Source organism: Mycobacterium nebraskense (assembly GCF_002102255.1).
Taxonomy (GTDB): domain Bacteria; phylum Actinomycetota; class Actinomycetes; order Mycobacteriales; family Mycobacteriaceae; genus Mycobacterium; species Mycobacterium nebraskense.
Window position 1 is genome coordinate 1 of the sequence record NZ_LQPH01000138.1, and the last position, 26,766, is coordinate 26,766.

At 66.6% G+C, this 26,766-nt stretch carries 28 protein-coding genes and 1 pseudogene; 16 read left to right on the forward strand and 13 right to left on the reverse strand.

From position 1 onward, the window contains the following. Positions 1–118: 118 nt before the first annotated feature. The 7 genes from AWC17_RS18420 (at position 119) to AWC17_RS18450 (ending at position 6,588) form a co-directional block, all read left to right on the forward strand. Positions 119–1,024 (forward strand): alpha/beta fold hydrolase, encoded by a 906-nt coding sequence (locus tag AWC17_RS18420; RefSeq protein WP_425270854.1) that lies wholly within the window; start codon positions 119–121, stop codon positions 1,022–1,024. 15 nt (positions 1,025–1,039) lie between these two features. Continuing rightward, positions 1,040–1,828, forward strand: a complete 789-nt coding sequence (locus AWC17_RS18425; RefSeq protein ID WP_046184540.1) for an LLM class F420-dependent oxidoreductase — start codon at positions 1,040–1,042, stop codon at positions 1,826–1,828. Positions 1,829–1,937: 109 nt separating this feature from the next. After that, positions 1,938–2,678, forward strand: a complete 741-nt coding sequence (locus AWC17_RS18430) for a GntR family transcriptional regulator (protein WP_046184539.1) — start codon at positions 1,938–1,940, stop codon at positions 2,676–2,678. 50 nt (positions 2,679–2,728) lie between these two features. Next, entirely contained in the window at positions 2,729–4,546 is a 1,818-nt protein-coding gene (locus tag AWC17_RS18435) for an ABC transporter substrate-binding protein/permease (RefSeq protein ID WP_046184538.1), read from the forward strand. Next, a complete protein-coding gene (locus AWC17_RS18440) occupies positions 4,543–5,292 on the forward strand; it encodes an amino acid ABC transporter ATP-binding protein (protein WP_046184537.1) in 750 nt (249 codons plus the stop codon). The genes AWC17_RS18435 and AWC17_RS18440 overlap by 4 nt, the downstream gene beginning before the upstream one ends. A 72-nt stretch (positions 5,293–5,364) precedes the next feature. Then, positions 5,365–5,868 carry a MarR family winged helix-turn-helix transcriptional regulator gene (locus AWC17_RS18445; RefSeq protein WP_046184536.1) on the forward strand — a complete coding sequence of 168 codons (504 nt, stop codon included), beginning with the start codon at positions 5,365–5,367 and terminating at the stop codon, positions 5,866–5,868. A gap of 48 nt (positions 5,869–5,916) precedes the next feature. Next, positions 5,917–6,588, forward strand: a complete 672-nt coding sequence (locus AWC17_RS18450) for an SDR family oxidoreductase (RefSeq protein ID WP_046184535.1) — start codon at positions 5,917–5,919, stop codon at positions 6,586–6,588. 11 nt (positions 6,589–6,599) lie between these two features. Here AWC17_RS18450 and leuS read toward each other — a convergent pair whose 3' ends face one another. After that, positions 6,600–9,512 carry a leucine--tRNA ligase gene (gene leuS / locus AWC17_RS18455; RefSeq protein ID WP_046184534.1) on the reverse strand — a complete coding sequence of 971 codons (2,913 nt, stop codon included), beginning with the start codon at positions 9,510–9,512 and terminating at the stop codon, positions 6,600–6,602. Between the two features lie 179 nt (positions 9,513–9,691). Here leuS and AWC17_RS18460 point away from each other — a divergent pair, with 179 nt between their 5' ends. Both AWC17_RS18460 and AWC17_RS18465 read left to right on the forward strand, forming a co-directional pair. After that, a complete protein-coding gene (locus AWC17_RS18460; RefSeq protein ID WP_085164933.1) occupies positions 9,692–10,837 on the forward strand; it encodes an LpqN/LpqT family lipoprotein in 1,146 nt (381 codons plus the stop codon). A 64-nt stretch (positions 10,838–10,901) separates the two neighbouring features. After that, positions 10,902–11,243, forward strand: coding sequence for a hypothetical protein (locus tag AWC17_RS18465; RefSeq protein ID WP_046186901.1), 342 nt, complete (start codon positions 10,902–10,904; stop codon positions 11,241–11,243). 36 nt (positions 11,244–11,279) lie between these two features. Here the strand turns inward: AWC17_RS18465 and AWC17_RS18470 are convergent, their stop codons facing one another. Next, positions 11,280–11,885: a YqgE/AlgH family protein gene (locus AWC17_RS18470; RefSeq protein ID WP_046186900.1), complete on the reverse strand. Its 606-nt coding sequence runs from the start codon at positions 11,883–11,885 to the stop codon at positions 11,280–11,282. Between the two features lie 142 nt (positions 11,886–12,027). Here AWC17_RS18470 and AWC17_RS18475 point away from each other — a divergent pair, with 142 nt between their 5' ends. Both AWC17_RS18475 and AWC17_RS18480 read left to right on the forward strand, forming a co-directional pair. Beyond that, entirely contained in the window at positions 12,028–13,347 is a 1,320-nt protein-coding gene (locus AWC17_RS18475) for an MFS transporter (RefSeq protein ID WP_046186903.1), read from the forward strand. Further along, entirely contained in the window at positions 13,347–14,120 is a 774-nt protein-coding gene (locus tag AWC17_RS18480; RefSeq protein WP_085164951.1) for a TIGR03084 family metal-binding protein, read from the forward strand. The genes AWC17_RS18475 and AWC17_RS18480 overlap by 1 nt, the downstream gene beginning before the upstream one ends. Before the next feature lie 64 nt (positions 14,121–14,184). Here the strand turns inward: AWC17_RS18480 and AWC17_RS18485 are convergent, their stop codons facing one another. From AWC17_RS18485 to AWC17_RS34020, 3 genes and pseudogenes are all read right to left on the reverse strand, one after another. Then, positions 14,185–14,505, reverse strand: a complete 321-nt coding sequence (locus tag AWC17_RS18485) for a DUF2710 family protein (RefSeq protein ID WP_372517369.1) — start codon at positions 14,503–14,505, stop codon at positions 14,185–14,187. A gap of 70 nt (positions 14,506–14,575) precedes the next feature. After that, entirely contained in the window at positions 14,576–15,901 is a 1,326-nt protein-coding gene (locus AWC17_RS18490; RefSeq protein WP_308292886.1) for a DUF5631 domain-containing protein, read from the reverse strand. 74 nt (positions 15,902–15,975) lie between these two features. Beyond that, positions 15,976–16,309 (reverse strand): annotated as a pseudogene (locus AWC17_RS34020) (hypothetical protein); the annotation flags it as partial. 82 nt (positions 16,310–16,391) lie between these two features. Here AWC17_RS34020 and AWC17_RS32775 point away from each other — a divergent pair. Then, positions 16,392–16,535 carry a hypothetical protein gene (locus AWC17_RS32775; RefSeq protein ID WP_167374087.1) on the forward strand — a complete coding sequence of 48 codons (144 nt, stop codon included), beginning with the start codon at positions 16,392–16,394 and terminating at the stop codon, positions 16,533–16,535. 5 nt (positions 16,536–16,540) lie between these two features. Here AWC17_RS32775 and AWC17_RS18495 read toward each other — a convergent pair whose 3' ends face one another. The 6 genes from AWC17_RS18495 to AWC17_RS18520 form a co-directional block, all read right to left on the reverse strand. After that, on the reverse strand, positions 16,541–16,852 hold the full coding sequence (locus AWC17_RS18495; RefSeq protein ID WP_046183047.1) for a DUF2694 family protein: 312 nt from the start codon (positions 16,850–16,852) through the stop codon (positions 16,541–16,543). Next, positions 16,849–17,166: an ESX-1 secretion-associated protein gene (locus AWC17_RS18500; RefSeq protein ID WP_046183054.1), complete on the reverse strand. Its 318-nt coding sequence runs from the start codon at positions 17,164–17,166 to the stop codon at positions 16,849–16,851. The genes AWC17_RS18495 and AWC17_RS18500 overlap by 4 nt, the downstream gene beginning before the upstream one ends. A 50-nt stretch (positions 17,167–17,216) precedes the next feature. Further along, positions 17,217–18,596, reverse strand: a complete 1,380-nt coding sequence (locus tag AWC17_RS18505) for a DUF4226 domain-containing protein (protein ID WP_046183046.1) — start codon at positions 18,594–18,596, stop codon at positions 17,217–17,219. Positions 18,597–18,741: 145 nt separating this feature from the next. Further along, positions 18,742–19,104, reverse strand: a complete 363-nt coding sequence (locus tag AWC17_RS18510) for a DUF4226 domain-containing protein (protein ID WP_046183045.1) — start codon at positions 19,102–19,104, stop codon at positions 18,742–18,744. 16 nt (positions 19,105–19,120) lie between these two features. Next, positions 19,121–19,939 (reverse strand): C40 family peptidase, encoded by an 819-nt coding sequence (locus AWC17_RS18515; protein WP_046183044.1) that lies wholly within the window; start codon positions 19,937–19,939, stop codon positions 19,121–19,123. Continuing rightward, complete coding sequence (locus AWC17_RS18520) at positions 19,936–20,706, reverse strand: helix-turn-helix domain-containing protein (RefSeq protein ID WP_046183043.1); 771 nt, start codon at positions 20,704–20,706, stop codon at positions 19,936–19,938. Before AWC17_RS18520 ends, AWC17_RS18515 begins: the two co-directional genes overlap by 4 nt. A gap of 143 nt (positions 20,707–20,849) precedes the next feature. Here AWC17_RS18520 and AWC17_RS18525 point away from each other — a divergent pair, with 143 nt between their 5' ends. From AWC17_RS18525 to AWC17_RS18540, 4 genes are all read left to right on the forward strand, one after another. Beyond that, the gene (locus AWC17_RS18525; protein WP_046183053.1) at positions 20,850–21,266 is read left to right on the forward strand and encodes a WhiB family transcriptional regulator; all 417 of its coding nucleotides are present in this window, start codon (positions 20,850–20,852) and stop codon (positions 21,264–21,266) included. 90 nt (positions 21,267–21,356) lie between these two features. Then, positions 21,357–22,739 (forward strand): acyl-CoA dehydrogenase family protein, encoded by a 1,383-nt coding sequence (locus AWC17_RS18530; RefSeq protein WP_046183042.1) that lies wholly within the window; start codon positions 21,357–21,359, stop codon positions 22,737–22,739. 26 nt (positions 22,740–22,765) lie between these two features. Beyond that, entirely contained in the window at positions 22,766–23,749 is a 984-nt protein-coding gene (locus tag AWC17_RS18535) for a pirin family protein (RefSeq protein WP_046183041.1), read from the forward strand. Then, positions 23,736–24,065 (forward strand): GNAT family N-acetyltransferase, encoded by a 330-nt coding sequence (locus AWC17_RS18540; RefSeq protein ID WP_046183040.1) that lies wholly within the window; start codon positions 23,736–23,738, stop codon positions 24,063–24,065. Before AWC17_RS18535 ends, AWC17_RS18540 begins: the two co-directional genes overlap by 14 nt. Before the next feature lie 185 nt (positions 24,066–24,250). Here the strand turns inward: AWC17_RS18540 and AWC17_RS33585 are convergent, their stop codons facing one another. Then, on the reverse strand, positions 24,251–24,724 hold the full coding sequence (locus AWC17_RS33585; RefSeq protein ID WP_244193504.1) for a hypothetical protein: 474 nt from the start codon (positions 24,722–24,724) through the stop codon (positions 24,251–24,253). Then, positions 24,724–26,652: a TNT domain-containing protein gene (locus AWC17_RS18550; protein WP_046183051.1), complete on the reverse strand. Its 1,929-nt coding sequence runs from the start codon at positions 26,650–26,652 to the stop codon at positions 24,724–24,726. Before AWC17_RS18550 ends, AWC17_RS33585 begins: the two co-directional genes overlap by 1 nt. Between the last annotated feature and the right edge of the window lie 114 nt (positions 26,653–26,766).

Here is a 26,766-nt window from a genome sequence, read left to right on the forward strand (position 1 = left end):
ATCGGAAATCACACCTGTACGAATCATCTAATCAGCATCAGGCACAACACCACTCACATTAAGCAGACACGCCCTAGTCCGATGGTGGCGGCGCTAGTGTCTGTAGATCGTGGCCGAAATCCCCGAAGACGAACTGCACGGTTTGTCTGAATTCTCGCTGTTGTCCGAGAACGCCGAGCAAGCCGGCGTCACCGGTCCGCTCCCCGATGTGCAGCGCGTCGAGGCGGGTACCGGTGAGGGCAAAATCAGCGCGCTGCGCTGGGGTGGCACTCCCCCGCGGATCGTCTTCCTGCACGGCGGTGGGCAGAACGCGCACACCTGGGACACCGTCGTCGTCGGCCTCGGCGAGCCCGCACTGGCCGTGGACCTTCCCGGGCACGGCCATTCGGCGTGGCGCGAAGACGGCGACTACTCGCCGCAGATCAACGCCGACGCTCTGTTGCCGGCGCTGCGCGAGCACGCGCCCAGCACCGATCTGGTCGTCGGCATGTCGCTGGGCGGGCTGACCGCGATACGGCTGGGGGCCGTGGCGCCCGAACTCGTGAACGAACTCGTCCTGATCGACGTCACCCCGTCCGCGCTGCAACGCCACTCGGAGATGACCAAGGAGCAGCAGGGCACGGTGGCGTTGATGCACGGGGAACGCGAATTCCCCAGCTTCCAGGCCATGCTGGACCTGACGATCGCCGCCGCGCCGCACCGCGAGGTGAAGGCGCTGCGCCGCGGCGTGTTTCACAACTCGCGCCGGCTGGACAACGGCAACTGGACATGGCGCTACGACGCCATCCGCAAGTTCCCGGATTTCGACGTCCTCTGGGACGACGTGGACAGGCTGTCCGCGCCCATCACGCTCATCCGCGGCGGCAAGTCGGGATTTGTCAGCGACGACGACGCGGCCGAACTGAGCCGTCGCACAAGCCATTTCCGTACCGCGCACATCGTCGAAAATGCGGGGCATTCCGTGCAAAGCGACCAGCCGATGGCTTTGATCGACCTGCTGCGCGGGGTGCTCGACGCGCGGTGAGCCTACGGTGGTCTCATGACTCGCGACGATCTCTCCATCCGCATCGGTGTCCAATTGCAGCCGCAGCACGCGCCGGAGTACGGCCAAATCCGTGACGCCGTGCGCCGCTGCGAGGACATCGGTGTCGACATCGCCTTCAACTGGGACCACTTCTTTCCTCTCTACGGTGATCCCGACGGCGCGCATTTCGAATGCTGGACGATGCTCGGGGCCTGGGCCGAGCAGACATCGCGCATCCAGATCGGCGCGCTGGTCACGTGCAACTCCTACCGGAATCCGGAGCTGCTGGCCGACATGGCCCGGACGGTCGACCACATCTGTGACGGCCGGCTCGTGCTGGGGATCGGCTCGGGATGGAAGCAGAAGGACTACGACGAGTACGGCTACGAATTCGGCACTACGGGCAGCCGCCTCGATGACCTCGCGGGCGCGCTGCCGCGGATCAAGGCGCGGCTGGCCAAACTGAATCCGCCGCCCACCCGCGACATCCCGGTCCTGATCGGCGGAGGCGGTGAACGCAAGACGCTGCGACTGGTCGCGGAATACGCCGACATGTGGCACAGCTTCACCTCCGCCGACGAATTCCCGGGGAAGTCAGATGTCCTGGCCCGGCACTGCGCCGACGTCGGCCGTGACCCGGCGAGCATCGAACGCTCGGCCGCCGTGCAGGACCGCGGCAGGCTGGTCGACAATGCCGAAACACTCGTCGGACTGGGTGTCACGCTGCTGACCGTGGCGTGTGACGGTCCGGATTACGACCTGGGCGCCGCGGAAGCGCTGTGCCGGTGGCGCGATAGTCGTTAAGGCCGTCGCCGGCCATTTATCGGTCAAACACCGGAAAGTACGAGCCCACTCGTGAGAAACTTCTCGAGCTAGATGGCCGAACGGGTTTGAAAGAGACTCAACGACGAAAATGCCGAAGAAATACGGGGTCAAGGAAAAGGACCTGGTCGTTTCGCACATCCTTCACCTCTTGCTGACGGGGAAGTTGCGCACCGGCGACCGCGTCGATCGCAATGAGATCGCGCAGGGGCTGGGAGTAAGCCGGGTTCCCATTCAAGAGGCGCTGGTTCAACTCGAACACGACGGCATTGTCTCCACCCGCTATCACCGCGGGGCGTTTGTCGAGCGGTTCGACGAAGCCACCGTCCTCGAGCATCATGAGCTCGAAGGCCTGCTCAACGGCATCGCGTCCGCGCGTGCGGCCACCAGTCCCACCCCGCGGATCTTGGGGCAACTCGACTCCCTCATGCGCTCGCTGCGCACCGCCAAGGATTCGCGGGCCTTCTGCGACTTCGCCGCGGAGTACCGGCGCACCATCAACGACGAGTACGCCGGACCGCGGCTGCACGCCACGATCCGCGCCTCGCAAAACCTGGTCCCCCGGGTGTTTTGGCTGATTTACCAGGGCGGCCGCGAAGAGATGCTGCCGTTCTACGAAGAGGAGACATCCGCGATCAATCGGCGCGATCCCGAGGCCGCCCGGGCCGCGTGCGCGGGTCGCTCCTATCTGATGGCCCAGACCATGCTGGCCGAACTCTCCAGGCGGAGGGTGTTCATCGCACCCGACGACGTGCAGCCAGTCGTGTCCGGGCCGCTCGAGGTACTCGCCGACACCGAAGCCGTGGGCGTCGAGCCGTCGCTGGCGCTCTAGCGCGGACACTCACCCGGCGAAGCCGCTGGCCGGTCGATACGGTGGCAGGGATGAATGCGCGCGTGGGCCGACGCACCCAGCGCCGCGGAAGGCTGTTCGGACTGGCCGCGACCACGGTGTTGGTGTGCGGCATGGCATTAGGTGGGCTGGCCGCGCCAGCGGCTGCCGACTGGAATCAATGCGCGCCGGCCGGCTTGGAGAGCGCAAGGGCCCTGCCCAAAGACCTGACCGAGAGCCAGCCCACGCCCCAGGAAGACCGGGATACGACAAACTCCGTTGAACCCCTCAGCTCGGTGGACGTCGGCGCGCTGGGCCTCGGCACGCCGGGCGTGCTGACGGTGGGCACGCTGTCGGACGCCCCGCCCAACATCTGCATCAATCCCACCGGTGAATTCAGCGGGTTCGACAACTTGCTGCTGCGCGCCATCGCCGACAAGCTCCATCTGCAGCTTCGCTTCGTCAGCACCGACTTCTCCGCGCTGCTTGCCCAAGTGGCGTCCCGGCGCTTCGACGTCGGCTCGGCGTCGGTGAAGGCGACCGACCAGCGCCGCCGCACCGTCGCGTTCACCAACGGCTACGACTTCGGCTTCTACTCCCTCGTGGTGCCCCCCGGCTCACCGATCCGCAAGTTCAGCGACTTGGCCGCCGGCCAGCGCATCGGCGTCGTCCAGGGCACCGTCGAGGAGTCCTACGTCGTCGACACCCTGCATCTGCAACCGGTGAAGTACCCCGGCTTCGCCACCCTGTACGCCAGCCTCAAGACCCGCCAGATCGATGCGTGGGTGGCGCCGGGAACCCTCGCCTCGACCGTCATTCGGCCAGGCGACCCGGCGGTGACCGTCGCGAACACCTTCAGCGCAGGCAATTTCGTGGCTTATGCGGTCGCCACCGAGAACAAACCGCTGATCGATGCGCTGAACTCCGGGCTGGACGCGGTGATCGCCGACGGCACGTGGGCCAAGCTGTACTGCCAATGGGTGCCGCGCCCCCTGCCGCCCGGCTGGAAACCCGGGTCGAAAGCCGCGCCGGCCCCGAACCTGCCGGATTTCGCCGCGATCGCCGCGAGCCAGCACCGCGCGGCGACCGGTCCCGCGGCGCCCAAATCGACGCTCGCCCAGTTGCGCGATTCGTTCTTCGACTGGCAGATGTACCGACAAGCCATCCCTGTTCTGATCACGACGGGACTGCCCAACACCTTGATCCTGACCAATAGCGCCATCGTGATCGGTCTGGCGCTCGGGATGGTGCTCGCCATAGCGGGCATTTCGCAGCGGCGCTGGCTGCGCTGGCCGGCGCGTATATACACCGATATCTTCCGTGGCCTTCCCGAAGTGGTGATCATCCTGCTCATCGGAATGGGCATCGGGCCGTTGGTCGGCGGGCTGACGAACAAGAATCCCTACCCCTTGGGAATCGCCGCGTTGGGCTTGATGGCCGCCGCCTACATCGGCGAAATCCTGCGCTCCGGAATACAAAGCGTCGACCCCGGCCAGTTGGAGGCCTCCCGTGCGCTGGGATTCAGCTATACGACCGCGATGCGGCTGGTCGTGGTGCCGCAGGGAATACGGCGGGTGTTGCCGGCACTGGTCAATCAGTTCATCGGGTTGTTGAAGGCGTCCGCTTTGGTGTACTTCCTCGGCCTGATCGCCGATCAGCGAGAGCTTTTTCAGGTGGGCCGAGATTTGAATGCGCAGACCGGTAGCCTGTCGCCGTTGGTGGCCGCCGGCCTCTTCTACCTAATATTGACCATTCCGTTGACGCATTTGGTGAATTACTTCGACGCGCGCCTGCGCCGCGGCCGGAGCGCCGCCGACCCGGACGACAATTCCGGCCTGCTCGCGACGACGTTCGGCCAGGAAATCACGTGAGCGCTGCCGTCCCGGGGCGTCCGTCAGTCTCGCTGGCCGCCAAGGACATTCACAAAATCCTGGGCGGCAACAAGGTACTGCGCGGTGTCGACTTCGAGGCCCCCGCGGGCACCACTGTCGCAATTATCGGGCCGTCCGGTTCGGGCAAATCGACGCTGCTGCGCACCTTGAACCGGTTGCACGAACCCGATAGCGGCGACATCCTGCTGGACGGCCGATCGGTGTTACGCGACGATCCCAACGAGCTGCGGCAGCGCATCGGCATGGTGTTCCAGCATTTCAACCTTTTCCCGCATCTGAGCGTGCTGAAAAACGTTGCGATGGCACCGTGCAAGTTGCGGCGCCTGTCCGCCGATGAGGCCCGCGACCTGGCGCTGGCCCAATTGGACCGAGTTGGCCTGAAGCATAAGGCCGATGCCCGGCCCGGCATGCTGTCTGGCGGCCAGCAACAGCGGGTCGCTATCGCCCGCGCGCTGGCCATGGCCCCGCAAGTGATGTTCTTCGACGAGGCGACCTCGGCGCTGGATCCCGAAATGGTCAAAGGGATTCTGCAACTCATCGCCGATCTCGGCGCCGACGGCATGACGATGATCGTGGTCACCCACGAAATGGGCTTTGCCCGCTCGGCATCCGACACCGTTGTCTTCATGGATCGCGGCAAGGTCGTGGAATCCGGGCCCCCGGAGCAGATTTTCGAGGCCGCGCAGACGGAACGTCTACAGCGTTTCTTGTCCCAAGTACTTTAACGGCACCTTTGCTGATAATTAGTAGGCATAGCTACCTTGTACGCGCCTGATATAGCGTTAGACTCCCCGTTTATGGCGGATAGCGAATCCACCGCGGCCGACGTGACCGAGCTTGCGGAAGGTTTGCACCGTGCGCTGTCCAAATTGTTTTCGATTCTGCGTCGCGGCGACCCGAGCGGCGTGGCCGCGGGCGAACTGACGTTGGCGCAGCTGTCGATCCTCGTCACCTTGCTGGATCAGGGGCCGATTCGCATGACCGACCTGGCGGCCCACGAACGGGTGCGAACTCCCACCACCACCGTGGCGATCCGCCGGCTGGAGAAGCTGGGGCTGGTGAAACGGTCGCGCGACCCATCCGACCTGCGGGCGGTGCTGGTCGACATCACCCCACGTGGGCGTGCCGTTCACGGCGAGTCCCTGGCCAACCGGCGCGCCTCCCTGGCTGCGATGCTCAGTCAGCTCCCCGCGTCCGACCTCGGCACCCTGATGCAAGCGCTGGCGCCGCTGGAGCGGCTCGCCTGCGGGGAACCGGCATCCGGCCCAGCGGGTGAGCCACCGGCGCGTAAAGAAGCGTGAAAATACCTGCCATTAAACGACTTTGGCAGCATCCGTAGACTCCAGTACATGCCCACTGCACTCATCACCGGCGCCGGTGGCGGTATCGGTTCCGCGATCGCCACGGCGCTGTCCCCCACCCACACGCTGCTGCTGGCCGGTCGGCCCTCTGACCGGCTCGACGCCGTCGCGGAGCGGCTCGGTTCGACAACGTTTCCGCTGGACCTGACCGATTCCGGTGACATCGAGGCCGCCTGCGAGATCGTGGACGAGCTCGATGTGCTGGTGCACAACGCCGGGGTGTCCATCCCCGGTCATGTCGCGGAGTCCGACCTCGACGAGTGGCGCGCCACCTTCGCCGTCAATGTACTTGGGCCGGTGGAACTTACGCTGGCGCTGCTACCGGCGCTGCGGCGCGCCCGTGGCCTGGTGGTCTTCATCAATTCCGGCGCGGGGCGCAACGTCTCGCCCGGCATGGCCTCCTACTCGGCGAGCAAGTTCGCGTTGCGCGCCTTCGCCGACTCGCTGCGCGCCGACGAACCGGAGCTGCGGGTGACGACGATCTACCCGGGCCGCACCGACAGCGAGATGCAGCGTGAGCTTGTCGCGTTCGAGGGCGGCACGTACGACCCCGCCAAGTTTCTCAAGCCCGAGACCGTCGCGGCCACGGTCGCCAACGTGGTGGCGACGCCGCCAGACGGTCACATCCACGAGGTGGTGCTGCGGCCCACGGGCCGGTGACTCGGCGACTGCTACACGACCAGGTTGACCAGCCGGCCGGGAACCACGATCACCTTGCGCGGGTTGGCACCCGCCAAGAACGCCTGGACCTTTTCGTCCGACAATGCGGCGGCCTTCAGGGTGTCCTGGTCGGCGTCGGCGGCGACCACCACCCGCCCGCGCACCTTGCCGTTAACCTGTACCGGGTATTCGACGCTGTCGTCGACCAGGTAGGCCGGATCGGCCTGCGGGAACGGACCATGCGCCAGCGAAGTGGTGTGGCCCAGCCGCAGCCATAGCTCCTCGGCCATATGCGGGGCCAGCGGCGCCAACATCAGCACCAGCGGCTCGACCGCCGCCCGGGGCACCGCGTCGCGGTGCTCTTTGGTGAGGTGGTTGGTGTACTCGATCAGCTTGGCCGCCGCGGTGTTATTGCGCAGTGCGGCATAGTCTTCCGCGACTCCCGCGATGGTGCGGTGCAGCGCGCGCAGGGTGTCGGTGTCGAGCTCTTGTTGTCCGGCCACGTCGAGCACCCGTGTCTGGCCGGTCTGCTCGTCGATCACCAGCCGCCACACCCGTTGCAGAAAGCGGTGCGCCCCGACGACGTCCTTGGTGGCCCACGGGCGCGAGGCCTCCAGCGGACCCATCGACATCTCGTACACCCGCAGCGTGTCGGCGCCGTATTCGTCGCAGATCTCGTCGGGTGATATCGAATTCTTCAGGCTCTTACCGATTTTGCCGAATTCCTGGAAGACCTCGATCTCGCCGCCGGGGCCGGCGTAGAAGAAGCGGCCGCCGCGCTCGACCACCTCGTCGGCCGGGACATAAGAGCCGCGCGAGTCGGTATAGGCGAAGGCCTGGATGTAGCCCTGGTTGACCAGGCGGCGGTAAGGCTCCCGGGAGCTGACGTGGCCGAGGTCGTATAAGACCTTGTGCCAGAACCGCGCATACAGCAGGTGGAGCACCGCATGTTCGGCGCCTCCCACATACAAGTCGACGCCGCCGGGATCCTGGGGGCCGTGCTCGGCGGGCCGCGGCCCCATCCAATAAGCCTCATTCTCCTTGGCGCACAACCTTTCCGCGTTATGCGGATCGGTGTAGCGCAGTTCATACCAGGAGCTGCCGGCCCACTGCGGCATCACGTTGGTGTCGCGGGTGTAGGGCTGCAGGCCGTCGCCGAGATCGAGGTCGACGTGCACCCACTCGGTCGCCTTGGCCAGTGGTGGCGACGGCTCGCTGTCGGCATCGTCGGGATCGAACAACACCGGCGAATAGTCGGGCACATCGGGTAGCTCGACCGGCAGCGCGGCCTCGTCGAGCGCGTGTGCGCGTCCGTCGCTGTCGTAGACGATCGGAAAGGGCTCACCCCAGTAGCGCTGCCGGGCGAAAAGCCAGTCCCGCAGCTTGAATTCGATCCGCGCCCAGCCGCGGCCGTCCGCCTCCAGGCGGGCGGTGATCGCTTCCTTCGCCGCCGGCACGTCCATTCCGTCTAGGTAGCCGGAGTTGACCAGCACACCGTCGCCCGGGTATGCGGACTCCGAGATGTCGCCCCCGGCAATGACTTCCACGATCGGCAGGCCGAGCTCATGGGCGAAATCCCAGTCGCGCTGGTCGTGGCCCGGAACCGCCATGATCGCGCCGGTGCCGTACCCGGCCAACACGTAGTCGGCGATGAAGATCGGCACCGGCTTACCGTCGGCGGGGTTGGTCGCGTAGCTGCCCAGGAAGACGCCGGTCTTCTCCCTGCTCTCCTGACGCTCGAGGTCCGACTTCGCCGCGATCGCCTGCCGGTAGGCGGCAACGGCTTCCCCCGGCGTCGCGGCGCCGTACGTCCACCGCGCGTCGGTCCCGTCCGGCCAGCTGGCGGCGACCAGCCCGTCGACCAGGTCGTGCTCGGGGGCCAGCACCAGGTAGGTGGCGCCGAACATGGTGTCCGGCCTGGTGGTGAACACCTCGATGTCGACCGTCTCGCCACCGGTGCTGCTCGCCGCGAACAGCGCCCGGGTGCCGGTGGAGCGGCCGATCCAGTTGCGCTGCATGGTCTTGACCGGTTCCGGCCAGTCCAGCACCTCCAGGTCGTCGAGAAGCCGGTCGGCGTAGGCGGTGATCCGCATCATCCACTGCCGCAACCGTTTCCGGAACACTGGGAAGTTGCCGCGGTCGCTGCGGCCGTCGGCGGTGACCTCTTCGTTGGCCAGCACGGTGCCCAGCCCCGGACACCAATTCACCATCGAGTCCGCGCGGTAGACCAGTCGATGACTGTCGATCACGTCGGCCCGCTCCCCCACCGACAGCGCGGCCCAGTCCCGTCCGTCGTCGAGGCGCCGTGCGCCGGAGTCGAACTCCGCGATCAGCTCGGCTATTGGGCGGGCCTTGCGGGCCGCGGTGTCGAACCAGGCGTTGTAGATCTGCAGGAAGATCCACTGCGTCCACTTGTAGAACTCGACGTCGGTCGTCGAGAAGCTGCGCCTGCTGTCGTGGCCGAGGCCCAGCCGGCCCAGCTGACGCCGGAAGTTGACGACGTTGGCCTCGGTGCGGGTGCGTGGATGGGTGCCGGTTTGCACGGCGTATTGCTCGGCGGGCAGCCCGAAGGAGTCGAAACCCAACGCGTGCAGCACGTTATGTCCGGTCATCCGGAAGTAGCGGGCGTACACGTCGGTGGCGATGTAGCCCAGCGGGTGGCCGACATGCAGTCCCTCACCCGAGGGGTAGGGAAACATGTCCTGCACGAACAACTTGTCAGCGGGGACCGGGGTGCCGTCCGTCGGGGCCAACGAACCCACCGGGTTCGGCACGTTGAACGTGCCGAGCTTCGCCCAGTTTTCCTGCCAGGTGCTTTCGATCCGGCCCGCCAGCGCCGCGGTGTAGCGATACGTCGGCGCGTCGGACTCCGTCTGAACGGCACCGGAGTTGCTCTCGGCGGCGGTGGTCGGGGATTCGGTCACCTGAACAGGGTATAAGGGACGCCTCGGCCCGACCGCCGGCCACAGGATGATCTCGGTTCCGTTGCGCACCGATCAGGGGTTCATTCCAGCTCTATTTCAAGCCTGTTCAGGGCCTTTGACCTGTAGTTACAGTCGGCCTCTAACTACCTGGCAGTGCGCCATTGGAAGGACCGACGCAGATGATCGAGATCGTCACCGCCCACCGTGCGCTCCTCGGGGGTATGGTCGCCGGCCTGATCGGCATGGCGGTTTTCACGGGCGCCCAGGCATCGGCAGACCCAATCCTTCCGGCGCCATCACCCGCTCCCGCCATCCCGGGGCCGGCGCCGCAAAACGTCACCGCAGTGCCCGGGCAGGCACCCATCAACAGGTTCCTCGCCGCCCCGCCGGCGGCGAATCCCGTGGCATCGCCGACGACCCCGGGCGCGCCCGTGCCGGCTGCGGTCGCACCCGCCGTGCCGGTGGCCCCCGCGGTCACTCCGGCGGCCTCCGGCACGATCCGTGAATACCTGCAGTCCAAGGGGGTCAAGCTCGAAGCGCAAAAGCCTCAGGGACTCAAGGCGCTCGACATCACGTTGCCGGTGCCGGCTCGCTGGACTCAGGTGCCCGACCCCAACGTGCCCGACGCGTTCGCGGTAATCGCCGACCGGCAAGGCAGCAGCATCTACACCTCGAATGCCCAGGTGGTGGTGTACAAGCTGGTCGGTGATTTCGACCCCCGCGAAGCCATCAGCCACGGCTACGTCGACAGCCAGCAGCTTCTGGCCTGGCAGCCGACCAACGCCTCGATGGCCGACTTCGGCGGCTTCCCGTCGTCGATCGTCGAGGGCACGTACCGCGACGGCGACATGACGCTGAACACCTCGCGGCGCCACGTCATCGCCACCTCCGGACACGACAAGTACCTGGTGTCGCTCGCGGTGACCACCGATCGTGCGGTGGCCGTCGCCGACGCACCGGCCACTGACGCCATCGTCAACGGCTTCCGCGTGACCGTTCCCGGCGCCCCGGTCCCTGCGCCGGTGCAGACGCCCGCAGCCTCCCCGGTCGGGCTTCCCGGGCAGACACCGGCCCCGGCACCGCTCGGCCAGGCGCCCGTCGCGGCCCCGGTCGGGCAGATACCGGCTACCGCTCCGGTCGGGCAGGCGCCCGCTACAGCACCGGTCGCGCAGGCCCCCGCGGTGGCTCCGCTGCGGCAGACCTCGGCCACTGCTCCGGTGGGCCTACCCGCAGCGCCCATGCCCAGCCGCCAGCCCACCCCGAACCTGTTGGCCCTGGTACCGGGCCTGCCTCCGCTGCCCAATTTCTCGTTTCTGCAGCACTAAGCGGTGCGGCGGCTCCGCTGGAGCCGACCGAGCGGACCGGTGTCCGGGCTCGTATTGTGAGGCCATGCTGATTGCGGGCGTGCTGTGCATGTGTGCGGCGGTGGCCTCCGCCGGGTTCGGGACCTGGTCGCTGGTGCACACCCAGAATGTCGACCCCACCGCGGTGGTGCTGCGGTCCATGGCTCCCACGCAACTGGCGGCGGCGGTCATGCTGGCCGCCGGCGGTGTGGTGGCGTTGGCAGCCTCGCCGCACACTGCGCTGGTGGTGCTGATCGTCTGTGTCGCGGGCGCCTTCGGAACGCTGGCCGCCGGTTCTTGGCAGAGCGCGCGCTTCGCGCTGCAGCAAGAAGCGGCGGTACCCGCTTGCGCGGGGACCTGCGCCGGCTGCACGCAGTCCTGCCACTGACGTCCCGCGGGACACCCCGAGCGTGGGGGAGTGGCGCTAGTTGCGGCTGAGGTCGATCGGATGGGTGGCCAGCAGCGACAGCGGCAGCGGCTGGCGGCGCAGCACCTGACCCCACAGGTCGGACCTCGCCCCCTGGAGAACGTCAGATGGCAACGCGGACAAGACGATCCAGTCATCACGTTCGATTTCGCCTTCCAGCTGACCGATGGTCCAGCCGGAGTAGCCCGCGAAGATTCGCACCCCCTCCACCAGGGGCGCGATCGTGTCGGGATCGGCGTCGAGATCGACCATCACCACCCGGCCGTCCACATGCCGCAGCCCGGCCACGCCCTCCGGGTCGGCGCCAACCCGCAACGCCGCCAGGCACAGGGCCGCGTCACGCTTGACGGGTCCGCCGATGAACATCGTCTTCGGCTTGGCTGCCAGTTTGGTCCACTGCGGCAAAATGTTGTACACCGCGGTCTCACTGGCGCGGTTGAGCACGACCCCCAGTGTGCCGCCGTCGTTGTGCTCGACGATGTAGATGACGCTGCGCCGGAACGTCGGTTCGAAAAGATCGGTGTTGGCAAGCAGCAACGTACCCGCGCGCACCCGCTGCGCGGCCGGCGCGACATAGTCCTCTGGATCCTCGGGCGGCGGCACCCCACCATCATCGCATCCGGCGCTTGCCGCCCGGGGGAATCAAGCGCGGGGCGTGAAGATTTGTACTGTTGGTAAGTCGGCTCGGACCGTGACGAGCTTGCTAGCCCCAATCGTGGAAGTCGGTTTCGTGATCCAATCCCGGATGCACTCAAGCGCACCCGTCGAAATATGGCGGTCGGTGCGCAGTTTGCCAGACTTCTGGCGACTGCTGCAGGTGCGCATGGCGAGTCAATTCGGTGATGGGCTGTTTCAGGCGGGCCTGGCCGGAGCGCTGCTGTTCAATCCGGACCGGGCCGCCGACCCGATGGCCATCGCGCGGGCGTTCACCGTGCTGTTCCTGCCGTACTCGCTGCTGGGTCCCTTCGCGGGTGCGCTGATGGACCGTTGGGACCGGCGGCTGGTGATCGTCGGCGCCAACGTCGGCCGACTCATCCTGATCGCGGCGATCGGCACGAGCCTGGCCGTCAGGGCCGGCGACCTGCCGCTGTTGTTGGGCGCGCTGTTCGCCAACGGCTTGGCCCGTTTCGTCGGATCCGGGCTGTCGGCGTCGCTGCCGCACGTCGTGCCGCGCGAACAGGTCGTGACGATGAACGCCCTAGCCAACGCGTCCGGTGCCATCGCCGCTTTCGTCGGCGCCAACTTCATGCTCGTACCCCGGTTCGTGCTCGGCGCGGGCGACAATGGCGCCTCGGCGATCATCTTCCTCACCGCAATCCCCGTCTTGATGGCCTTGCTGCTGTCGTTGCGATTCGGCTCCCGCGCGCTGGGCCCGGACGATACCAAGCGGGCGATCCATGGACCGGCCTTCTACGCCGTGGTCACCGGCTGGTTGCACGGCGCGCGCACGGTGGCGCAGCGGCCGACGGTCGCCGCCACCCTCTCCGGCTTGGCCGCCCACCGGATGGTGATCGGCATCAATTCCCTGCTGGTCTTGTTGTTGGTCCACCACCTGACCGACCCCGAGGCCGGGGGACTGGGCACCGCCCTGGTGTTTTTCGGCGCCGCCGGGCTCGGCGCGTTCCTGGCCAACGTGCTGACTCCGCCCGCCGTCCGTCGCTGGGGTCGCTACGCGACGGCGAATGGTGCGTTGGCGACGTCGGCGATCATCGAGGTCGCCGGCGCGGGATTACTGCTGCCGGTGATGGTGGCGTGCGGCTTCTTCCTCGGTGTGACCGGACAAATGGTCAAGCTGTGCGCTGACTCGGCGATGCAGATGGACGTCGATGACGCCCTTCGCGGGCACGTCTTCGCCGTGCAGGACGCGCTGTTCTGGGTCGCGTTCATCGTCTCGATCACGGTGGCCGCGGCGTTGATTCCCGCCGATGGGCATGCGCCCGCATTCGCGCTGTTCGGCTCCGGGCTCTACCTGGTCGGCCTGGCCATGCACAGCCTCCTCGGCCGGCGCGGCGAACAGGCGAATAATCGCTACCCGGCGGGGGCGACCGACGAGCGGAGGCAATGATGGCGGGTCCCGAACCGATCGTGGCGGACTTGCGCGCCGAAAGCGACGAACTCGACGCCCTGGTTGCGCCGCTGCCGGCCGAACGCTGGGCCGATCCGACGCCCGCCCCGGGTTGGACCATCGCGCACCAGATCGGGCACCTGTTGTGGACCGACCGGGTCGCGTTGACGTCGGTCACCGACGAGGCCGGGTTCGCCGAAGAGCTCAAGGCCGCTGCCGCCGACCCGACGGGCTTCGTCGACGCGGGCGCCGAAGAATTGGCGGCCCTCGCGCCGGGCGAGCTGCTCGCCGATTGGCGGGTCACCCGTGACCGGTTGCACGAAGAGCTGCTGATGGTTCCCGCCGGGCGCAAACTTCCCTGGTTCGGGCCACCGATGAGTGCGGCGTCGATGGCTACCGCCCGGCTGATGGAGACGTGGGCCCACGGGCTGGACGTTGCCGACGCACTGGGCGTCAAACGGGTGGCCACCGACCGGCTCCGGTCGATCGCCCACCTAGGGGTGCGCACCCGCGACTACGCCTTCTTCGTCAACAATCTCCCCGCTCCGGCCGAGCCTTTCCTGGTCGAGCTGCGCGGACCCAACGGCGACACCTGGAGCTGGGGATCGCCCGACGCGGCGCAGCGGGTCACCGGTTCGGCCGAAGACTTCTGCTTCTTGGTCACTCAGCGGCGCCCGTTGAGCGCTCTCGACATCACCGCGCATGGGCCCGACGCGCAGCGCTGGCTGGAGATCGCGCAAGCGTTCGCGGGCCCGCCGGGCGCCGGTCGATGAGCGCGCGAGCGCGCAAAGAGAGCCGGTGCCCACCCGACCCAAGCGCCGGCCGATAAGCGCGCGGTTACTGCAGTGGGCCGCCGTAACTTGCCCGGTTTTCGGCCTCGGCCTCTTCGCGCAACGCTGAGATCGCCAGGTTCAGCCTGTCGGCCAGCTCGCCGTGGGCATATCCGGTCATCACGCCGGGGTGCAGGGTCAGCTTGAGCAACCGTCCGTCGGAATTCGCCACGGCATGGATGTCGCCGAGATCGACGCTGTAGGTGACGGCCTCGGCCTGGGCCACGAGGGCTTCCCACTTGTCGGCCGCCTCGCTGAGTTCGCGAAGAACTGATTCGACGAGGTCCTTGTCGCTGAGATTCGCGCGACCGCCCGAATCCGACACGATCACAGTATCGTCGACCCCTCCAACCAGCGTCAATTCATCCTCGCGGGTCAATGGCGCGCTTCGCGGCGGCCTATGAGCCGGCCGGCTGGCCGGCGAGTTTCTGGTACCAAGCGAGGTGATAGTTCGCCGATACCGAGTCTCCGCTCGCGATGCCTTCGGTGGCCGCTATCAACAGACACTTGAGCAGGAGCGCCGGATTCACCGTCGGGTATTGGACCAGGAGCTGGTAGCGCGCCGTATCGAGGTGCACCCGCAGCACGTCGACCTCTTGGTCGATGACAACGCCGTCCGCGGCAGCCGCGTCGGCCAGCCTCTGCACGATCCGGGGGAGTCCGTCGAACCGGCGCGTCGTCTCGCTCAGTACCCGGCCCAGATCCTCGATCACGGGCAGCTCGCGCGGTTCCAACGACGATTTCGTCGCGGTGAAGTCGGCCGATCGGCGCAGCGAATCGCCCGGAGCGTAGGTCACGACGCGCGCCGCCTCGCCGATCAACGCGGAGACCCTCCCGGTGCGGCGCTCGGGTTCCAACAACCGCACGCCCGCCGGAAGGTTGATACCTGCCGGTATCCAGCCGTGGGACAGGTCGGTGACCAAGATGGTCGTGCCGTCCGCAAGGTCGCCGACCGCCCAATTGAGCCGCGACTCTTGACGGACCACAAACTCGAGGAGCCGGTTCAGTCGGTCGGTATCGAAACCCGTTGGGGCCGTCGCCCTTTCCCCGCGCGGCGGGGCGGGCTCCCAATCCGGCGCGGCCGGACCCTCGGCCGGCTCCTCAACGACGGGCTCAGCCTCCGTGACCGCGGGGATGACCTGCGTCTCCTCCATCGGAACCGCCGCAGCGGCGGGCTCTGCCGGCTGGGTCCCGTCGTCGTCCGGTGCCGGCTCGCCGGGCTCGGCGTGGTGGCGACCGTTTGCGACGGGCTCCCAATCCGCCTCGGCCGGCTCGTCAACCAGGGGCTCGGTCTCGGTGATCGCGGGGATGACCTGCGTCTCCTCCATCGAGGCCGTCGCGGTGCCGTCTTCGGCATCGGCGTCCGTACGCCATTCGGGTACGTCCTCGTACGTTGCCGGCTCCTCCACCTCAGCGTGGTGGCGACCGTTGCCGACGGGCCATCCGCGCTCGGCACCCTCCGCCGGCGCGTCGACGACGGGTTCCGCCTCCGTGACGCTGGGGATGACTTGCGTCTCCTCCATATTCGGCGCGGTGGCGGGCTCCGCGGCTACCTCCTCGACAGCGGTGTCCTGCGGAGGCGCCTCGGGCTCGTCCCCGCCACCCTGCCGCACGACCGGAGCCGGATTCTCGACGACGCGCCAACGCGGCCTACGCACGCTCGTGGGCGCATCGGGGACAGATCCCGCCTCGGTGACGGCAGGAATGACTTGGGTCTGGTCCATGTCCGGTGACAACGGCTCGGCGACCTCGGGGCGGGTATATTCCGCGGTCACCTCGGCCTTCACCGCGTGCAGCCGGCGAATCGTCGATTCGACTCGCCGCACGGCGCGGGCACGCGCTTCATCGATGACCCGGGCCTCTTCCGCCTGACGCGGCAGATCGGCCAAACCCGCGCGCTTGATCAGCTTCAGCTGCTCGTTCGCGCTGTCGGCGATTCGCTGCAGATCGGCCTTCAGATACTCTGCGAGCGTGGCGTTTTCGGCGGTGGTCGTCGACAGCTCGGCAGGCCAAAGCCCACCGATCACCCACGGGGTGCAGTCGATGGGAGAGCTGAAGGCCGGTATCGCCAGTGATTCCCGGGTAGCTCTCCGGAGGCGCTGGCGCGCCGTCATCCGACCGAAGATCGCCACCGGCTAAGCGTACCGGCATCTGACGGACGGCTTATTCGGTCAGTGAATTGTGCAGCTGTGACGCCCTGGGTAGCGTGGCGATATGGCTGAATCTGCTCTGCAGCAGCAACTCGATGAAGTGCGCGCCCTGCTCGCCCGCGCTCGAGAGTTGTTCGGCCCCAATCCCGTAGAGCCGCCCACAGATATCGCTCCGGATCCCGAGGCGGCCAAGACCTGGCTGCTGTAGCCCGTCTATATCACGCTGTTGCGGCGTCGCAGTTTATGCGCGAGCAACTTCTCGATCGCCGCGTCGAGGTCTCGCGGTGTCGGAACCTCGGCCGAGGGGGTGTGTCCGGCCGCCACGATTTCGTCGCGGATCTCCAGCAATGCCTTGAGGCACGACACGTCGGCGGTCAGCAAAATGCCTCGTGCCAGCGTTTCGGCGTCGGTCTCCATCGCCTCTTCGCTCAGCGCAACGCTGTGCATGTACCCGCCGCGGCAGGAGCGGACGAGGATGTGCCCACTCGGGTGAACGGTGTCAAAAGCGGGATTCGCGTCCGTCATCGACCGCGGTCAGCGATGCCGCCGAGGTTGCGCGCCGCATCCTGCTCGTGCTGTTCCCACATCGTCGCCGACGCCGCCAGTTTGTCCGCCAGGTCGGCGTGGTCCGCGGCTTGTTGCTCGTAGCACTGGCGTCTGAGCTCAAGCAGTTCCCGTCCGGCGTCGCGAAGTTCACCGAAGATCGGGCCCAGCGAATCCAGGCTTTCCTGGATCGCCTCGTGTGACGACGGGACTGTGCGCAAGTAATCGGAGGTTTCCTGGTGACGTGCAGCGGCTTGACGCAAGTGCGCGGGCACCACATGGATCGAATCTGCCATCCGCTGTCTCCTGTCCACGGCCGCCGGCCAGACCGGCGAGGTCACTATTGTCAGGTGGTCGACGAGGTCGCCGGCCGCGTGGGTGTCGGTGTGTCGGGCTTCGCCGGCGTGGTCACGGCTGCGGCCGCCGCCGGCGGATGCTCCCAGCCTAGAAAGCTTGGCCCGCTCACGGTGGCGATGTCTTGAATTTGGCCGTCGAGAAGGGCTTTGCCGGGTCCGAGGGCAAGGGCGTGGCGGTCGATGAATATCCCGATGTCCGCCGGGGTCACGTGCGACGGATCGATCGGGTTGGTGACCGCGGTGCCCGGTGGCGGAATCGTTATTCCTTGCTGTTGGAAGGCATCTGGGATCGCCGCTCCGCCGACCGCGGCTTTGATCGCGGCTGCCAACTGGGGGCTGGCGGCCGTCACCGTCTCACCGTCGGGCAAGGTGACCGTGGTGGGACCGGCCGGTGGCGATTCGCCCTCAACCGCAGCCGCATCCTGACCGGCATCGCCGTTTTGGTCTCCCGGTTCATCTGATGAAGCGTCGGTCTTTGGGTCCGTGTGGTCCGCGGAGTCCAGCAGGCCTTCGTCGTCGCGGCCTTGCAGCGCCGGATCTGTTCCGTCGTCACCCTGCAGGCCCGGAAATGGCAACCCACTCGGCGTCGCGCCGAAACTCGGGAGTCCCGGGGCGAAGTTGGGCATCGGCGGCGGCACAGGCGCCATGGGCGCCGCCGGAGTGGTCACGCCCTCCGGCACACCCACTCCCGACGTATCATCGGTCGCCACGCCCGGATCGTCGGCCAACAACGAATCCAGCAGCGGGTCCCACCCGGAGTCCTCTGTCGACGGTGCGGTAGCTGCGTCAGCGGCGGCGGTCTGGGCCGACGGATGCGCATCGGAAGGGTTCGGTTGACTCTTGGATGCGTCGTACAGCGAGGTCCAAGCGGCCATCAGCGCCGACTTCGACGTGTCGTCGAGGCTCGCGTTGAGGACCACGGCGCGAATGTCTCGGAGCTTGCCGATCAGATATCGCTGGAAATCCCGCGCCCCGGCCGGAGTGTCCAAGTCCGATCGCGTGCGCACCGCAGCTTCGGTGTCCTGCTGCAACTTGGTCAGCGCTTGGCTGCCTTCGACGGTGTTCAGATGGGCGTTCAAGATGGCCGTGATCACTTGCATGTCCAGCTGGGAGCTGGCCGAATTCTGGTGCGCCAGAGCGGCTTCCGCGTGCGCGATGGCTTCCGCAGCCTCGCCCTTCTCGCGATCCGGCGGAGCTGCATGTTGTTGGCGGATCTTGCCCGCGATCGCCTGGAGCTGTTGGGGGCGTGTCGTCGGGGTGATCACGGCAGCCAGCTCACTGGGCGACAGTCCCGCCTGCCACGCGTTCGGGTCACCGGTGCGGTCTCGGACATCTTTCACCGCGGCAAGCAGCTCCTCGTGCGCCGACATCAGCTAGGCGACCGGCGCTGCAGCCACCGCAAGTCCGTGCGGGATGCGTTGCGGCCCCTTCATGCCCGGCGACAGTACCCAGGCCCCTTCCCGCCGACAATTCACTCTGCCGGACCGTTGTGGATGACATGCAACCGCCGCCTTGCTAGCCGTTGCCAGCGGCGTAGCGGTCCCGTAGGCCCTCCAACACAACCTTTTTCGCTCGACTGAGTTCGCGGGCGTCCTCGACGACCGCGGTGATCTCGCGTTGTTTGGCCAGCAGAAACCTTTGGAATTCGCGTGCGCCCATGGGTGTATCGACGGCAAGGCTCACCTGGTGCACGGTGGCGTGGTCGATCTGCTCGGCGATGGCATCCAGTCGCCTGGCGCCTTCTCGCATCGCGGCATGAGCGCTGGTGAGCACCTCTGCCAGCACACGGTCGGCTTCGGCCACCGCGCCGTGTTGGCCGGCCAGTGCCGACTGCCGCGCCTGCATGGCAGCTACCGAAGGTCCGCCTTGTTCCGTCATCGGCTCACCCTGTTCGTCATAGCGGTCGGCGAATAGCGACGTTGGGACCCAGCCGGCTGATCCGCACCGAGGCACCCGAGTAGGGCGACTCGACTACCAGATTGTTGCCGATGGCCAGCTGGACATGTCCGGCGTGCGGGAAGACGAGGTCACCGGGCCGCACTTGGGAACGGGGCACCGGGATCCCGTCGTTGATCTGCTGATAAGTGGTGCGGTCCAAGTGAATTCCCGCTTGCGCATAGCTCCACTGGACCAGCCCCGAGCAATCGAACCGGTCGGGCCCGGTCGCGCCCCACACGTAGGGTCGGCCCAGGCGCGACAGTGCGGCGCGCACCGCGATTGCGGCGCGACCGTTCGACCCCAGTCCGGCGGCGCGGTGGCGCCAGAGTTGGTAGCGCAACGCCCGCAGTTCCGCGAAGCGTCGTCGGGCTCGGAAGCGGGCCGCCAGGACGTGGGCGCGTTGCGCGCGCAGTCGCGCCGCGCGGCGGCGCATCGCTTCGCGCTGGGCCATCGGCGTCGCCGGAATGACGGCGGCATCGGCACGGGCTTCGTCGAGGACGCTTCGGGTCAGATCGCGGGCCTGGGCCCGATCCCGCTGGGCGTCGGCAATGACGCCCGCTGCGGCGCTGTCCGTGGCGGCGGCCGTTGCGAGCCGTTGCCGACTGTAATCCACGGCGAGCCGGTAGCCGCCGTGTGCCAACCCGTCGTTCAGCCCGGTCGCACGGCGTAGCAGGCTGCGGTAGTGCCCGGTGCCAGCATCCAGTGACGCGGGCCGGGAGCCGCCGGCGAACATGGCATGAGCACGGCTCAGCACCTCGATTTCGCTTTGGTTCACTGCGCCCCCTCGCTTTGTTGTCCTCCCGACTCGACGGCGTCGGTGAAGGCGCGCACGCGGGGGAGTGCGCCCGGCGGGATGAGCCCCCGGTTGCGGATGTCCCAGATCTCCTCGACGTCGACGCCGACCAGGGCGGCGATGATCGTCTCCGGCAATGATGACTGTGCGCACGCCCGGTCGAAGCGCGCGCTCAAGCTGGTTGGCATCCGTTTCAACAGGGCCGTGCGCGTCACCTCGAGGGCTTGGAGGTGCTCCATCAGTCGGTCCGTGGAGTCCGCCCCGGCATTCACGGCGACCCGCCAGGAACCGGCGGCCAGCATCTCTGCTTTCACGCACTGAGCGATCACAGACAGAATATACGTCTCATATTCGTTTGATGTTGTCGCAGGCAACCGATCGATGACGGACTTGAGCGCTTCCAGCTGCGCTTCGGCATAACCTTCCAGCACTTCGGTGTCGCTGTGACGGTCGACGACCACCGGCCCGGTGCGTCTGGCGGGGACGGCGGCGGGCGGTTGCGCGGCCATCAGCCGGGTCAGTTCCGCATCCGGGTCGGCCGCCACCAACAGCCGAGAATAGGTGCCCGGCGGGAGCCCTAGCCCATTCTCGACCTTCTGAACTGTGCTTTTGTGGGGTTTGCGAGCGCCGCGCTCCAGAAAGCTCAGCCCCATGATGCTGACACCGGTCGCGGCGGCAAGGTCGGCTAGCGACCAGTCGCGCGACTCCCGCAAGGCGCGGATCGCCGCGCCGGCCGATTCACGGCTCACCGCACGCTCCGGCCATAGGCCGGATATTACACAGACCGGGCCGTATCGCTATGTATATACGTTTTTGTCTCGTTTCTCTTGCACTGGACCGTCGCGTGTGTATACGCTTTTGCCAACGTTTCAAGCTCGACAAGGAGACCGACATGGGACACCCGTGCGCTGCCAACCCGGAACTGTGGTTCGGCTACCCCGACGATGATGGTGGTGACGGCGCGGCCAAGGCCCGTGCATACGAGCGGTCGGCCGTCGAGGCGCGCATCCAGTGCCTGCGCCGCTGCCCGCTGGCGCAGCAGCGCCGGTGCGCCCAACATGCCATCGCGCACCGCGAGGAGTACGGCGTGTGGGCCGGCGTCAAACTGCCCGGCGGCCAGTACCGCAAGCGCGAACAGCTGGCCCAGGCCCACGACGTCCTGCGGCGCATCGCGTCCGGCGAGATCAATTCCCGCCAGCTGCCGGAGAACGCGGCCCTGCTCGCCAATCACGAACATGAGGCCGTCCCGGTGGCCGCGGTGGTGCTGCACCTGCCGCTCGCGCAAGTTGGGCCGCGCACGGCCGCCTGACACCCGGTCCTGGTCAACGACCGTTTGCTGACCTAGCCAACGGGGTAGAGCTTCGGCACGACCGAGTCTGTCGACCCAAAGGCGGGATCCATGACGTTCGACCTGACCCCGACGGCGGCGCAGCACGACCTCGCCAGGCGGACCCACGAATTCGCCGAAGAAGTGATCCGCCCCGTGGCGTTGCACTACGACCAACGGCAGGAGTTCCCGTGGCCGGTGTTGGAGGAGGCAGCGCAGCGGGGCTTCTATAGTCCCTTGTTCTACCGCGATCTGATCGGCGATCCCACCGGGCTCTCCTTGCCGATGTTCATGGAGGAGATGTTTTGGGGCTGCGCCGGGATCGGGTTGGCGATCGTGGTGCCGGCGTTGGCCCTGTCGGCGATCGGGCAGGCCGCGTCTCCGGAGCAGATGTTGCAGTGGGCGCCCGAATGTTTCGGTACCCCAGGCGATCTCAAGCTCGCGGCGCTGGCGATCTCAGAACCCGAGGGCGGCAGCGACGTACGAAATCTGCGCACCCACGCCCGCCGCGACGGTGACGACTGGATCATCGACGGCCACAAGATGTGGATCGGCAATGGCGGGATCGCCAATGTGCACGTGGTCAACGCGGTCGTCGACGAGGAACTCGGCCATCGCGGTCAGGCGCTGTTCGTGGTGCCCGGGGGTACGCCTGGGTTGAAGCTGGTGCGCAAGCTGGACAAGCTGGGCTGCCGTGCGTCCCACACCGCCGAGTTGCTCTTTGAAGGCGTCCGCGTGCCGGGTGCCAATCTGCTTGGCGGGCAAGAGAAGTTGGAGCACAAACTCGCCAAGGCGCGCGAAGTCGTTGCGGGCGGGAAGCGTTCCGGCTCCGCGACGTTGGGCACGTTCGAGCAGACCCGGCCCATGGTCGCCGCGCAGGCCATCGGGATCGCGCGCGCCGCGCTGGAGTACGCGACGGCGTACGCCACCGAGCGCGAGGCGTTCGGCGGACCGATCATCGACAATCAAGGCATCGCCTTCCCGCTGGCGGAGCTGGCCACCCAGATCGACGCGGCACGGTTGCTGACCTGGCGGGCGTCGTGGATGGCGGCCAACAACATTCCCTTCGAACGCGGTGAAGGCTCGATGTCGAAAATGGCCGCCAGCGAGGTGGCCGTCAAGGCCACCGAACGCGCCATTCAGACCATGGGCGGCTGGGGTTACATCACCGATCATCCGGTGGAAAAGTGGTATCGGGATGCCAAGCTATACACCATCTTTGAGGGCACCAGCGAGATCCAGCGGATGGTGATCGCCAACGCACTGGGAGCCGCCGTCGGCACGCCGCCACTGCATGTGGTGCTCGAACCGTCCGGGGGACCGCTGAACCGGGTCTTCGGTCGCGGTACCCCGCTGCGATCCCGCGCCGCCGACGCCGCACTGTCGATGCAGGACCGGGTACCCGAGCCCGTCATGCGGCTGGCCATGAAGGTGCTCCGACCGCCGCGCAAGTAACGGGCCTGGGTACGGTCGAGTGAACGATGAGCAACCTTGAGCCAGCGCCGATCGAAGTTGCCTGCGCTGCTTCACCAAGCGCGGGCACCGAGGTGTTGCGCCCCCGGGAGGTTCCGCTTGGTGGGTCCCGGGCGATCCGGGTGCAACGCACACTTCCGCAACGCCAGCGCTCGCTGATCGGGGCGTGGTGCTTCATTGACCATTACGGTCCGGCGTCCGCGCGCATGGACGTCCCGCCGCATCCGCACACCGGACTACAAACGGTGAGTTGGTTGTTCAGCGGGGAAGTGGAGCACAACGACAGTGCGGGCGTGCACGCAGCAGTACGGCCCGGCGAGCTGAACCTCATGACTGCGGGCGCAGGTATCTGCCACTCCGAGGTCTCGGTTCCGTCGCCGGGCGCCTTGCACGGTGTCCAGCTGTGGGCGGCGCTACCCGATTCCGATCGCGACACCGGTCGCGACTTCGCGCACTACGTGCCGGGGCCGGCGCGGCTTCCCGGTGCGACGGTGCGCGTGTTTCTCGGAGAGCTGGCCGACACCGCGTCCCCGGTGCCTACCTTCACTCCGCTGCTGGGCGCCCAAGTCGATCTGGACGCCGGGGCTCGCCTGGATATCGATGTCGACCCGGCATTCGAGCACGGGGTGCTCTGCGATCTGGGCGCTGTCCGTATGGAGGAGACCGCTCTCACGGTTGCCGAACTGGCCTACCTGAGCCCTGGCCGCTCGTCGCTGCGCCTGAACAACGCGGGGGAGCGGCCCGCGCGGATGCTGCTGCTCGGTGGGACACCGTTCACCGACAAGCTGGTGATGTGGTGGAACTTCGTGGGACGAAGCCACGAGGACATAGTGCGCTACCGCCAACTGTGGGAAGACGGCGACGAGCGCTTCGGCGCCGTCCACGGCTACCGGGGTTCGCCCACCCGACTGCCCGCCCCGCCGCTGCCGACAACTCGGCTGCGGCCTCGACCTGTACCGCAAAGAAAGGAAAGCACAAATGACCGCCGATAAGACCGGAGCAGAAGCCACCGTCAGCCTCGAGGACGGCCGCTACACCATTGCCGTGGAAGGAAAGCAGGTTGGCCTCGCCGACTTCGCCGACCGCGGCGACCAGCGCGTTTTCTATCACACCGAGATCGATCCGGCGTACGGCGGACGTGGCCTGGCGACAATTCTCGTCGAGGAGGCGCTCAATGAGGCCCGCAGCGAAGGCAAGCGCATCGTCCCCGTGTGCTCGATGATCGGCACCGTGCTCAAGAAGCACCCCGAGTTCGACGACATTACCGATGCCGTTACGCCGGAAATCTCGCAGTGGGTGAAGTCGTAGCCGGAGTTGAGTGGGCGACCAGCGGGCTGCCAGCTAATTACTGGCCTACCCTTCTGCCGGGCCAAAATACTTATCGGCAAGATACTTCTCCAAAGTGATCAGTTCTTCGCACGACCTGGCGGCCTTATCCGCAAAGAAGCTTGGGGTGGCAAATTCTTTGAGGTATCCGCCCTCATATCTCACCGTCAAAGCCCCTTCGTAACCATCCACTCAATCTCATCAACCGACTTAGACATGAGATGACTGAAAATTGTCGCATTAACTGACGACAACACGGCGCATTCGTCGTTTAGACATATCTCGTAACCCGCCTCGGCTTTGGAAACTTCGACACCAGGCGCATATCCTTGCCTGGCAAGATCGGCTCCCAAGGGGCCCGATGCGAGATCTGATCGTGCAGTGGTCGCCCAGTCCCAGATGAGATATTTTTCTGTCATATCGAAGTTCGAAAATCTGGCGGCGTCATTGCGTCGCTGCCCACGGTCGTTGACCGTATCCACCACCCACCAATCCCGCTCGTGACGGAGGTGGACCGAATAGTCGTCGGTGCTGAAGAGGATTGCACAATCGGCGCAGTTCGTTGAGACGGATACCTTGCCGCCACCCATCCCCGGTGCCCATCGATACCAGTTAGTCGATAAACGAGAAAAGTCTTCCATTACCTTATCCTTCTCAGGAATCCCCACCTGACCAATTCTTCAACAGTGCCAGTATTCCCGAACTCGTCGATGATTCGGTATTGTTGGCCGCCACCAGGTTGATGAAACCAAGGCGCTACTTGCGATTGCTCAATATGCCAGCCGTGCGGTAGAGCCGTGGGGTCCTTGACCACGTACTGAAAGTAGGGTTTAAGGGCACTCTCGGGCGGAAGAGCCACTTGCGCAAAGGGCGTTCCATCAGGAGCAAGGTAACCACCGCCCGGATAGCCGAACCGGCTCAGAACGGTACCCTGCTGCAAGTTTGCGTCGGGAATGATGGTTCCCGGCACTGCGTACGGTTTGGTCGCGAGCGTGTCGTCGGGATAAAGCAGGGTGCCGTCAGGGTTCGTAAATTCTGGGCCTGGTTCAACTGGGTGGTATCCGTGGAACAACTCGTGCTCATGGGGCAGTGGTGGCGGAGCTGGTGCATCGGCGGGTACCGGCGGCGGACTGTCGGGCACGACAGGTACGTGCGGTCCCGCGGGAACATGTTCGGGCGGAATCTCGCCGCCACCCGGCGGCGGCGTGTGCTCGACAACCGGTAGCGGGCCGGGCTGGGTGCCGGGGACGGGTTGTCCGCTGACGTCCGGAAGTGGTGAGCCATGCGGGGGAAGATCCGCACCGGCCATCGCCGCGCGCATCTCGGCCGCACTCATTGCGCGCGCTAGGACATTGTCGCCGGTTAGGCCCTCCAGCGCTTCACGATTGAAAAGCGTTTTGAGCCCTTGCCAGGCCGCGGCGCCGCCTGCCTTGAGACCATATCCGCCCACCGCGGTGGTGATCGCGCTCCACAGCGGTTCGGGAGTGGCTTCCACTTTCCCGGGATCCGGCGTGCGCATGCCGGTCAACTTGCCGCCGCTGAACGTATAGGACGTGCCGGTGGCCTGGTCGAAGAATTCGCCGGTGCCGTCCTTGAGCTGACCGAAAACCTGTACCGGCTGTCCGTCGACCTTGTAGGTGAACATGAAATGGCCGTCGGGAGTAATGGTGACCGACGCGGGATCGACGCTGTTGTAGTTGGGGATCTTCCCCAGGTCATCGAGCTCCTTGGCGAGATCGGCCTTGAGCTTGGGCAGCTTGGCGCTCGCTGCCTCGCCTTCCGGCGAGCCAGGCCCGTGGGCATAGAGGTCGGCCATGGCCTTGTCCAGGGCTGCCTGCGCGGCGCGCACCCTGCCCATCTGATCCACCACCGCCTGGTCGGTGATCCGCCGGATGTTGGCGAGCGCAGTCTGCTGTGCGTCGGATGGCGGAGATACGCCGTCGCCATCGAGTCCATGAAGCGGAGCGCCGTCGTACCCATCGGTGTGCAGGCTATCCAGGGATTTCTGCAGGCTGCCGGAGTAGCCGTTGCGGATCGATTGCAGCTGCGCGAGAGCGGCTTTGGTGTCCCGGAGTGCGTCGCTTTCACAAGTCCGGACGAACGCATGCAGCGCTTCCGCGTCCGCGGCGCTGAGGTGCGGGTCGTTCAACATCGCGGCGGCCTGGCAAAGCAAATTGGAGAGTTCCTGCAGCTGGGAATCCAGGTTGCCGATCTCTCCGGCGGCGGCCTTTTGCGCTTCGGCCAAAGCGGCGGCGATGGTCTCCAGGTCGACGCCGATCTTGGGCAACTGAAGCGACTGCGCACCCAGGGACTTCGTTACCCGCTGCACTTCGGCGGAATCGTTGATCGGATGGTCGCCACTCTGATGGTTCCAGGCCGCGTCGAAGCGATTGCGCGCTTGCTCGAACGCGTGCTCGGCCTCTGCCGTGCAACGGCCGGCTTCGGAAAAGGCCTCCGCGAGGTTGGAGATCTGCAACGGATCGCCGGCCTGCAGGCTCCGGTTGATCGCCCAAGGGTCGCCTCCGGCCTCGGCGATCAGCGCGTCAATATCTATGTACGGCAGGCCCATAGCACCGCCCACCGCTGCGCAGCGTTACGCCCATCGCGTTCGATGGGTTCGGTCTCGCGACCTTGCGCCGAACCCGCTCGTCCCACCCCGACGAACATTGCCACCCCTCCTGAA

Bases quoted from the DNA above. Each gene is read 5' to 3' on its own strand.
- AWC17_RS18425 (WP_046184540.1), top strand. From the start codon at position 1,040: ATGACTCGCGACGATCTCTCCATCCGCATCGGTGTCCAATTGCAGCCG.
- AWC17_RS18525 (WP_046183053.1), top strand. From the start codon at position 20,850: ATGGGACACCCGTGCGCTGCCAACCCGGAACTGTGGTTCGGCTACCCC.
- AWC17_RS18540 (WP_046183040.1), top strand. From the start codon at position 23,736: ATGACCGCCGATAAGACCGGAGCAGAAGCCACCGTCAGCCTCGAGGAC.
- AWC17_RS18530 (WP_046183042.1), top strand. From the start codon at position 21,357: ATGACGTTCGACCTGACCCCGACGGCGGCGCAGCACGACCTCGCCAGG.
- AWC17_RS18450 (WP_046184535.1), top strand. From the start codon at position 5,917: ATGCCCACTGCACTCATCACCGGCGCCGGTGGCGGTATCGGTTCCGCG.
- AWC17_RS18495 (WP_046183047.1), bottom strand. From the start codon at position 16,852: ATGACGGACGCGAATCCCGCTTTTGACACCGTTCACCCGAGTGGGCAC.
- AWC17_RS18510 (WP_046183045.1), bottom strand. From the start codon at position 19,104: ATGACGGAACAAGGCGGACCTTCGGTAGCTGCCATGCAGGCGCGGCAG.
- AWC17_RS18550 (WP_046183051.1), bottom strand. From the start codon at position 26,652: ATGGGCCTGCCGTACATAGATATTGACGCGCTGATCGCCGAGGCCGGA.
- AWC17_RS32775 (WP_167374087.1), top strand. From the start codon at position 16,392: ATGGCTGAATCTGCTCTGCAGCAGCAACTCGATGAAGTGCGCGCCCTG.
- AWC17_RS18435 (WP_046184538.1), top strand. From the start codon at position 2,729: ATGAATGCGCGCGTGGGCCGACGCACCCAGCGCCGCGGAAGGCTGTTC.
- AWC17_RS18475 (WP_046186903.1), top strand. From the start codon at position 12,028: ATGCACTCAAGCGCACCCGTCGAAATATGGCGGTCGGTGCGCAGTTTG.
- AWC17_RS18500 (WP_046183054.1), bottom strand. From the start codon at position 17,166: ATGGCAGATTCGATCCATGTGGTGCCCGCGCACTTGCGTCAAGCCGCT.
- AWC17_RS18490 (WP_308292886.1), bottom strand. From the start codon at position 15,901: ATGGACCAGACCCAAGTCATTCCTGCCGTCACCGAGGCGGGATCTGTC.
- AWC17_RS18535 (WP_046183041.1), top strand. From the start codon at position 22,766: ATGAGCAACCTTGAGCCAGCGCCGATCGAAGTTGCCTGCGCTGCTTCA.
- AWC17_RS18445 (WP_046184536.1), top strand. From the start codon at position 5,365: ATGGCGGATAGCGAATCCACCGCGGCCGACGTGACCGAGCTTGCGGAA.
- AWC17_RS18430 (WP_046184539.1), top strand. From the start codon at position 1,938: ATGCCGAAGAAATACGGGGTCAAGGAAAAGGACCTGGTCGTTTCGCAC.
- AWC17_RS18465 (WP_046186901.1), top strand. From the start codon at position 10,902: ATGCTGATTGCGGGCGTGCTGTGCATGTGTGCGGCGGTGGCCTCCGCC.
- AWC17_RS18460 (WP_085164933.1), top strand. From the start codon at position 9,692: ATGATCGAGATCGTCACCGCCCACCGTGCGCTCCTCGGGGGTATGGTC.
- AWC17_RS18505 (WP_046183046.1), bottom strand. From the start codon at position 18,596: ATGTCGGCGCACGAGGAGCTGCTTGCCGCGGTGAAAGATGTCCGAGAC.
- AWC17_RS33585 (WP_244193504.1), bottom strand. From the start codon at position 24,724: ATGGAAGACTTTTCTCGTTTATCGACTAACTGGTATCGATGGGCACCG.
- AWC17_RS18480 (WP_085164951.1), top strand. From the start codon at position 13,347: ATGGCGGGTCCCGAACCGATCGTGGCGGACTTGCGCGCCGAAAGCGAC.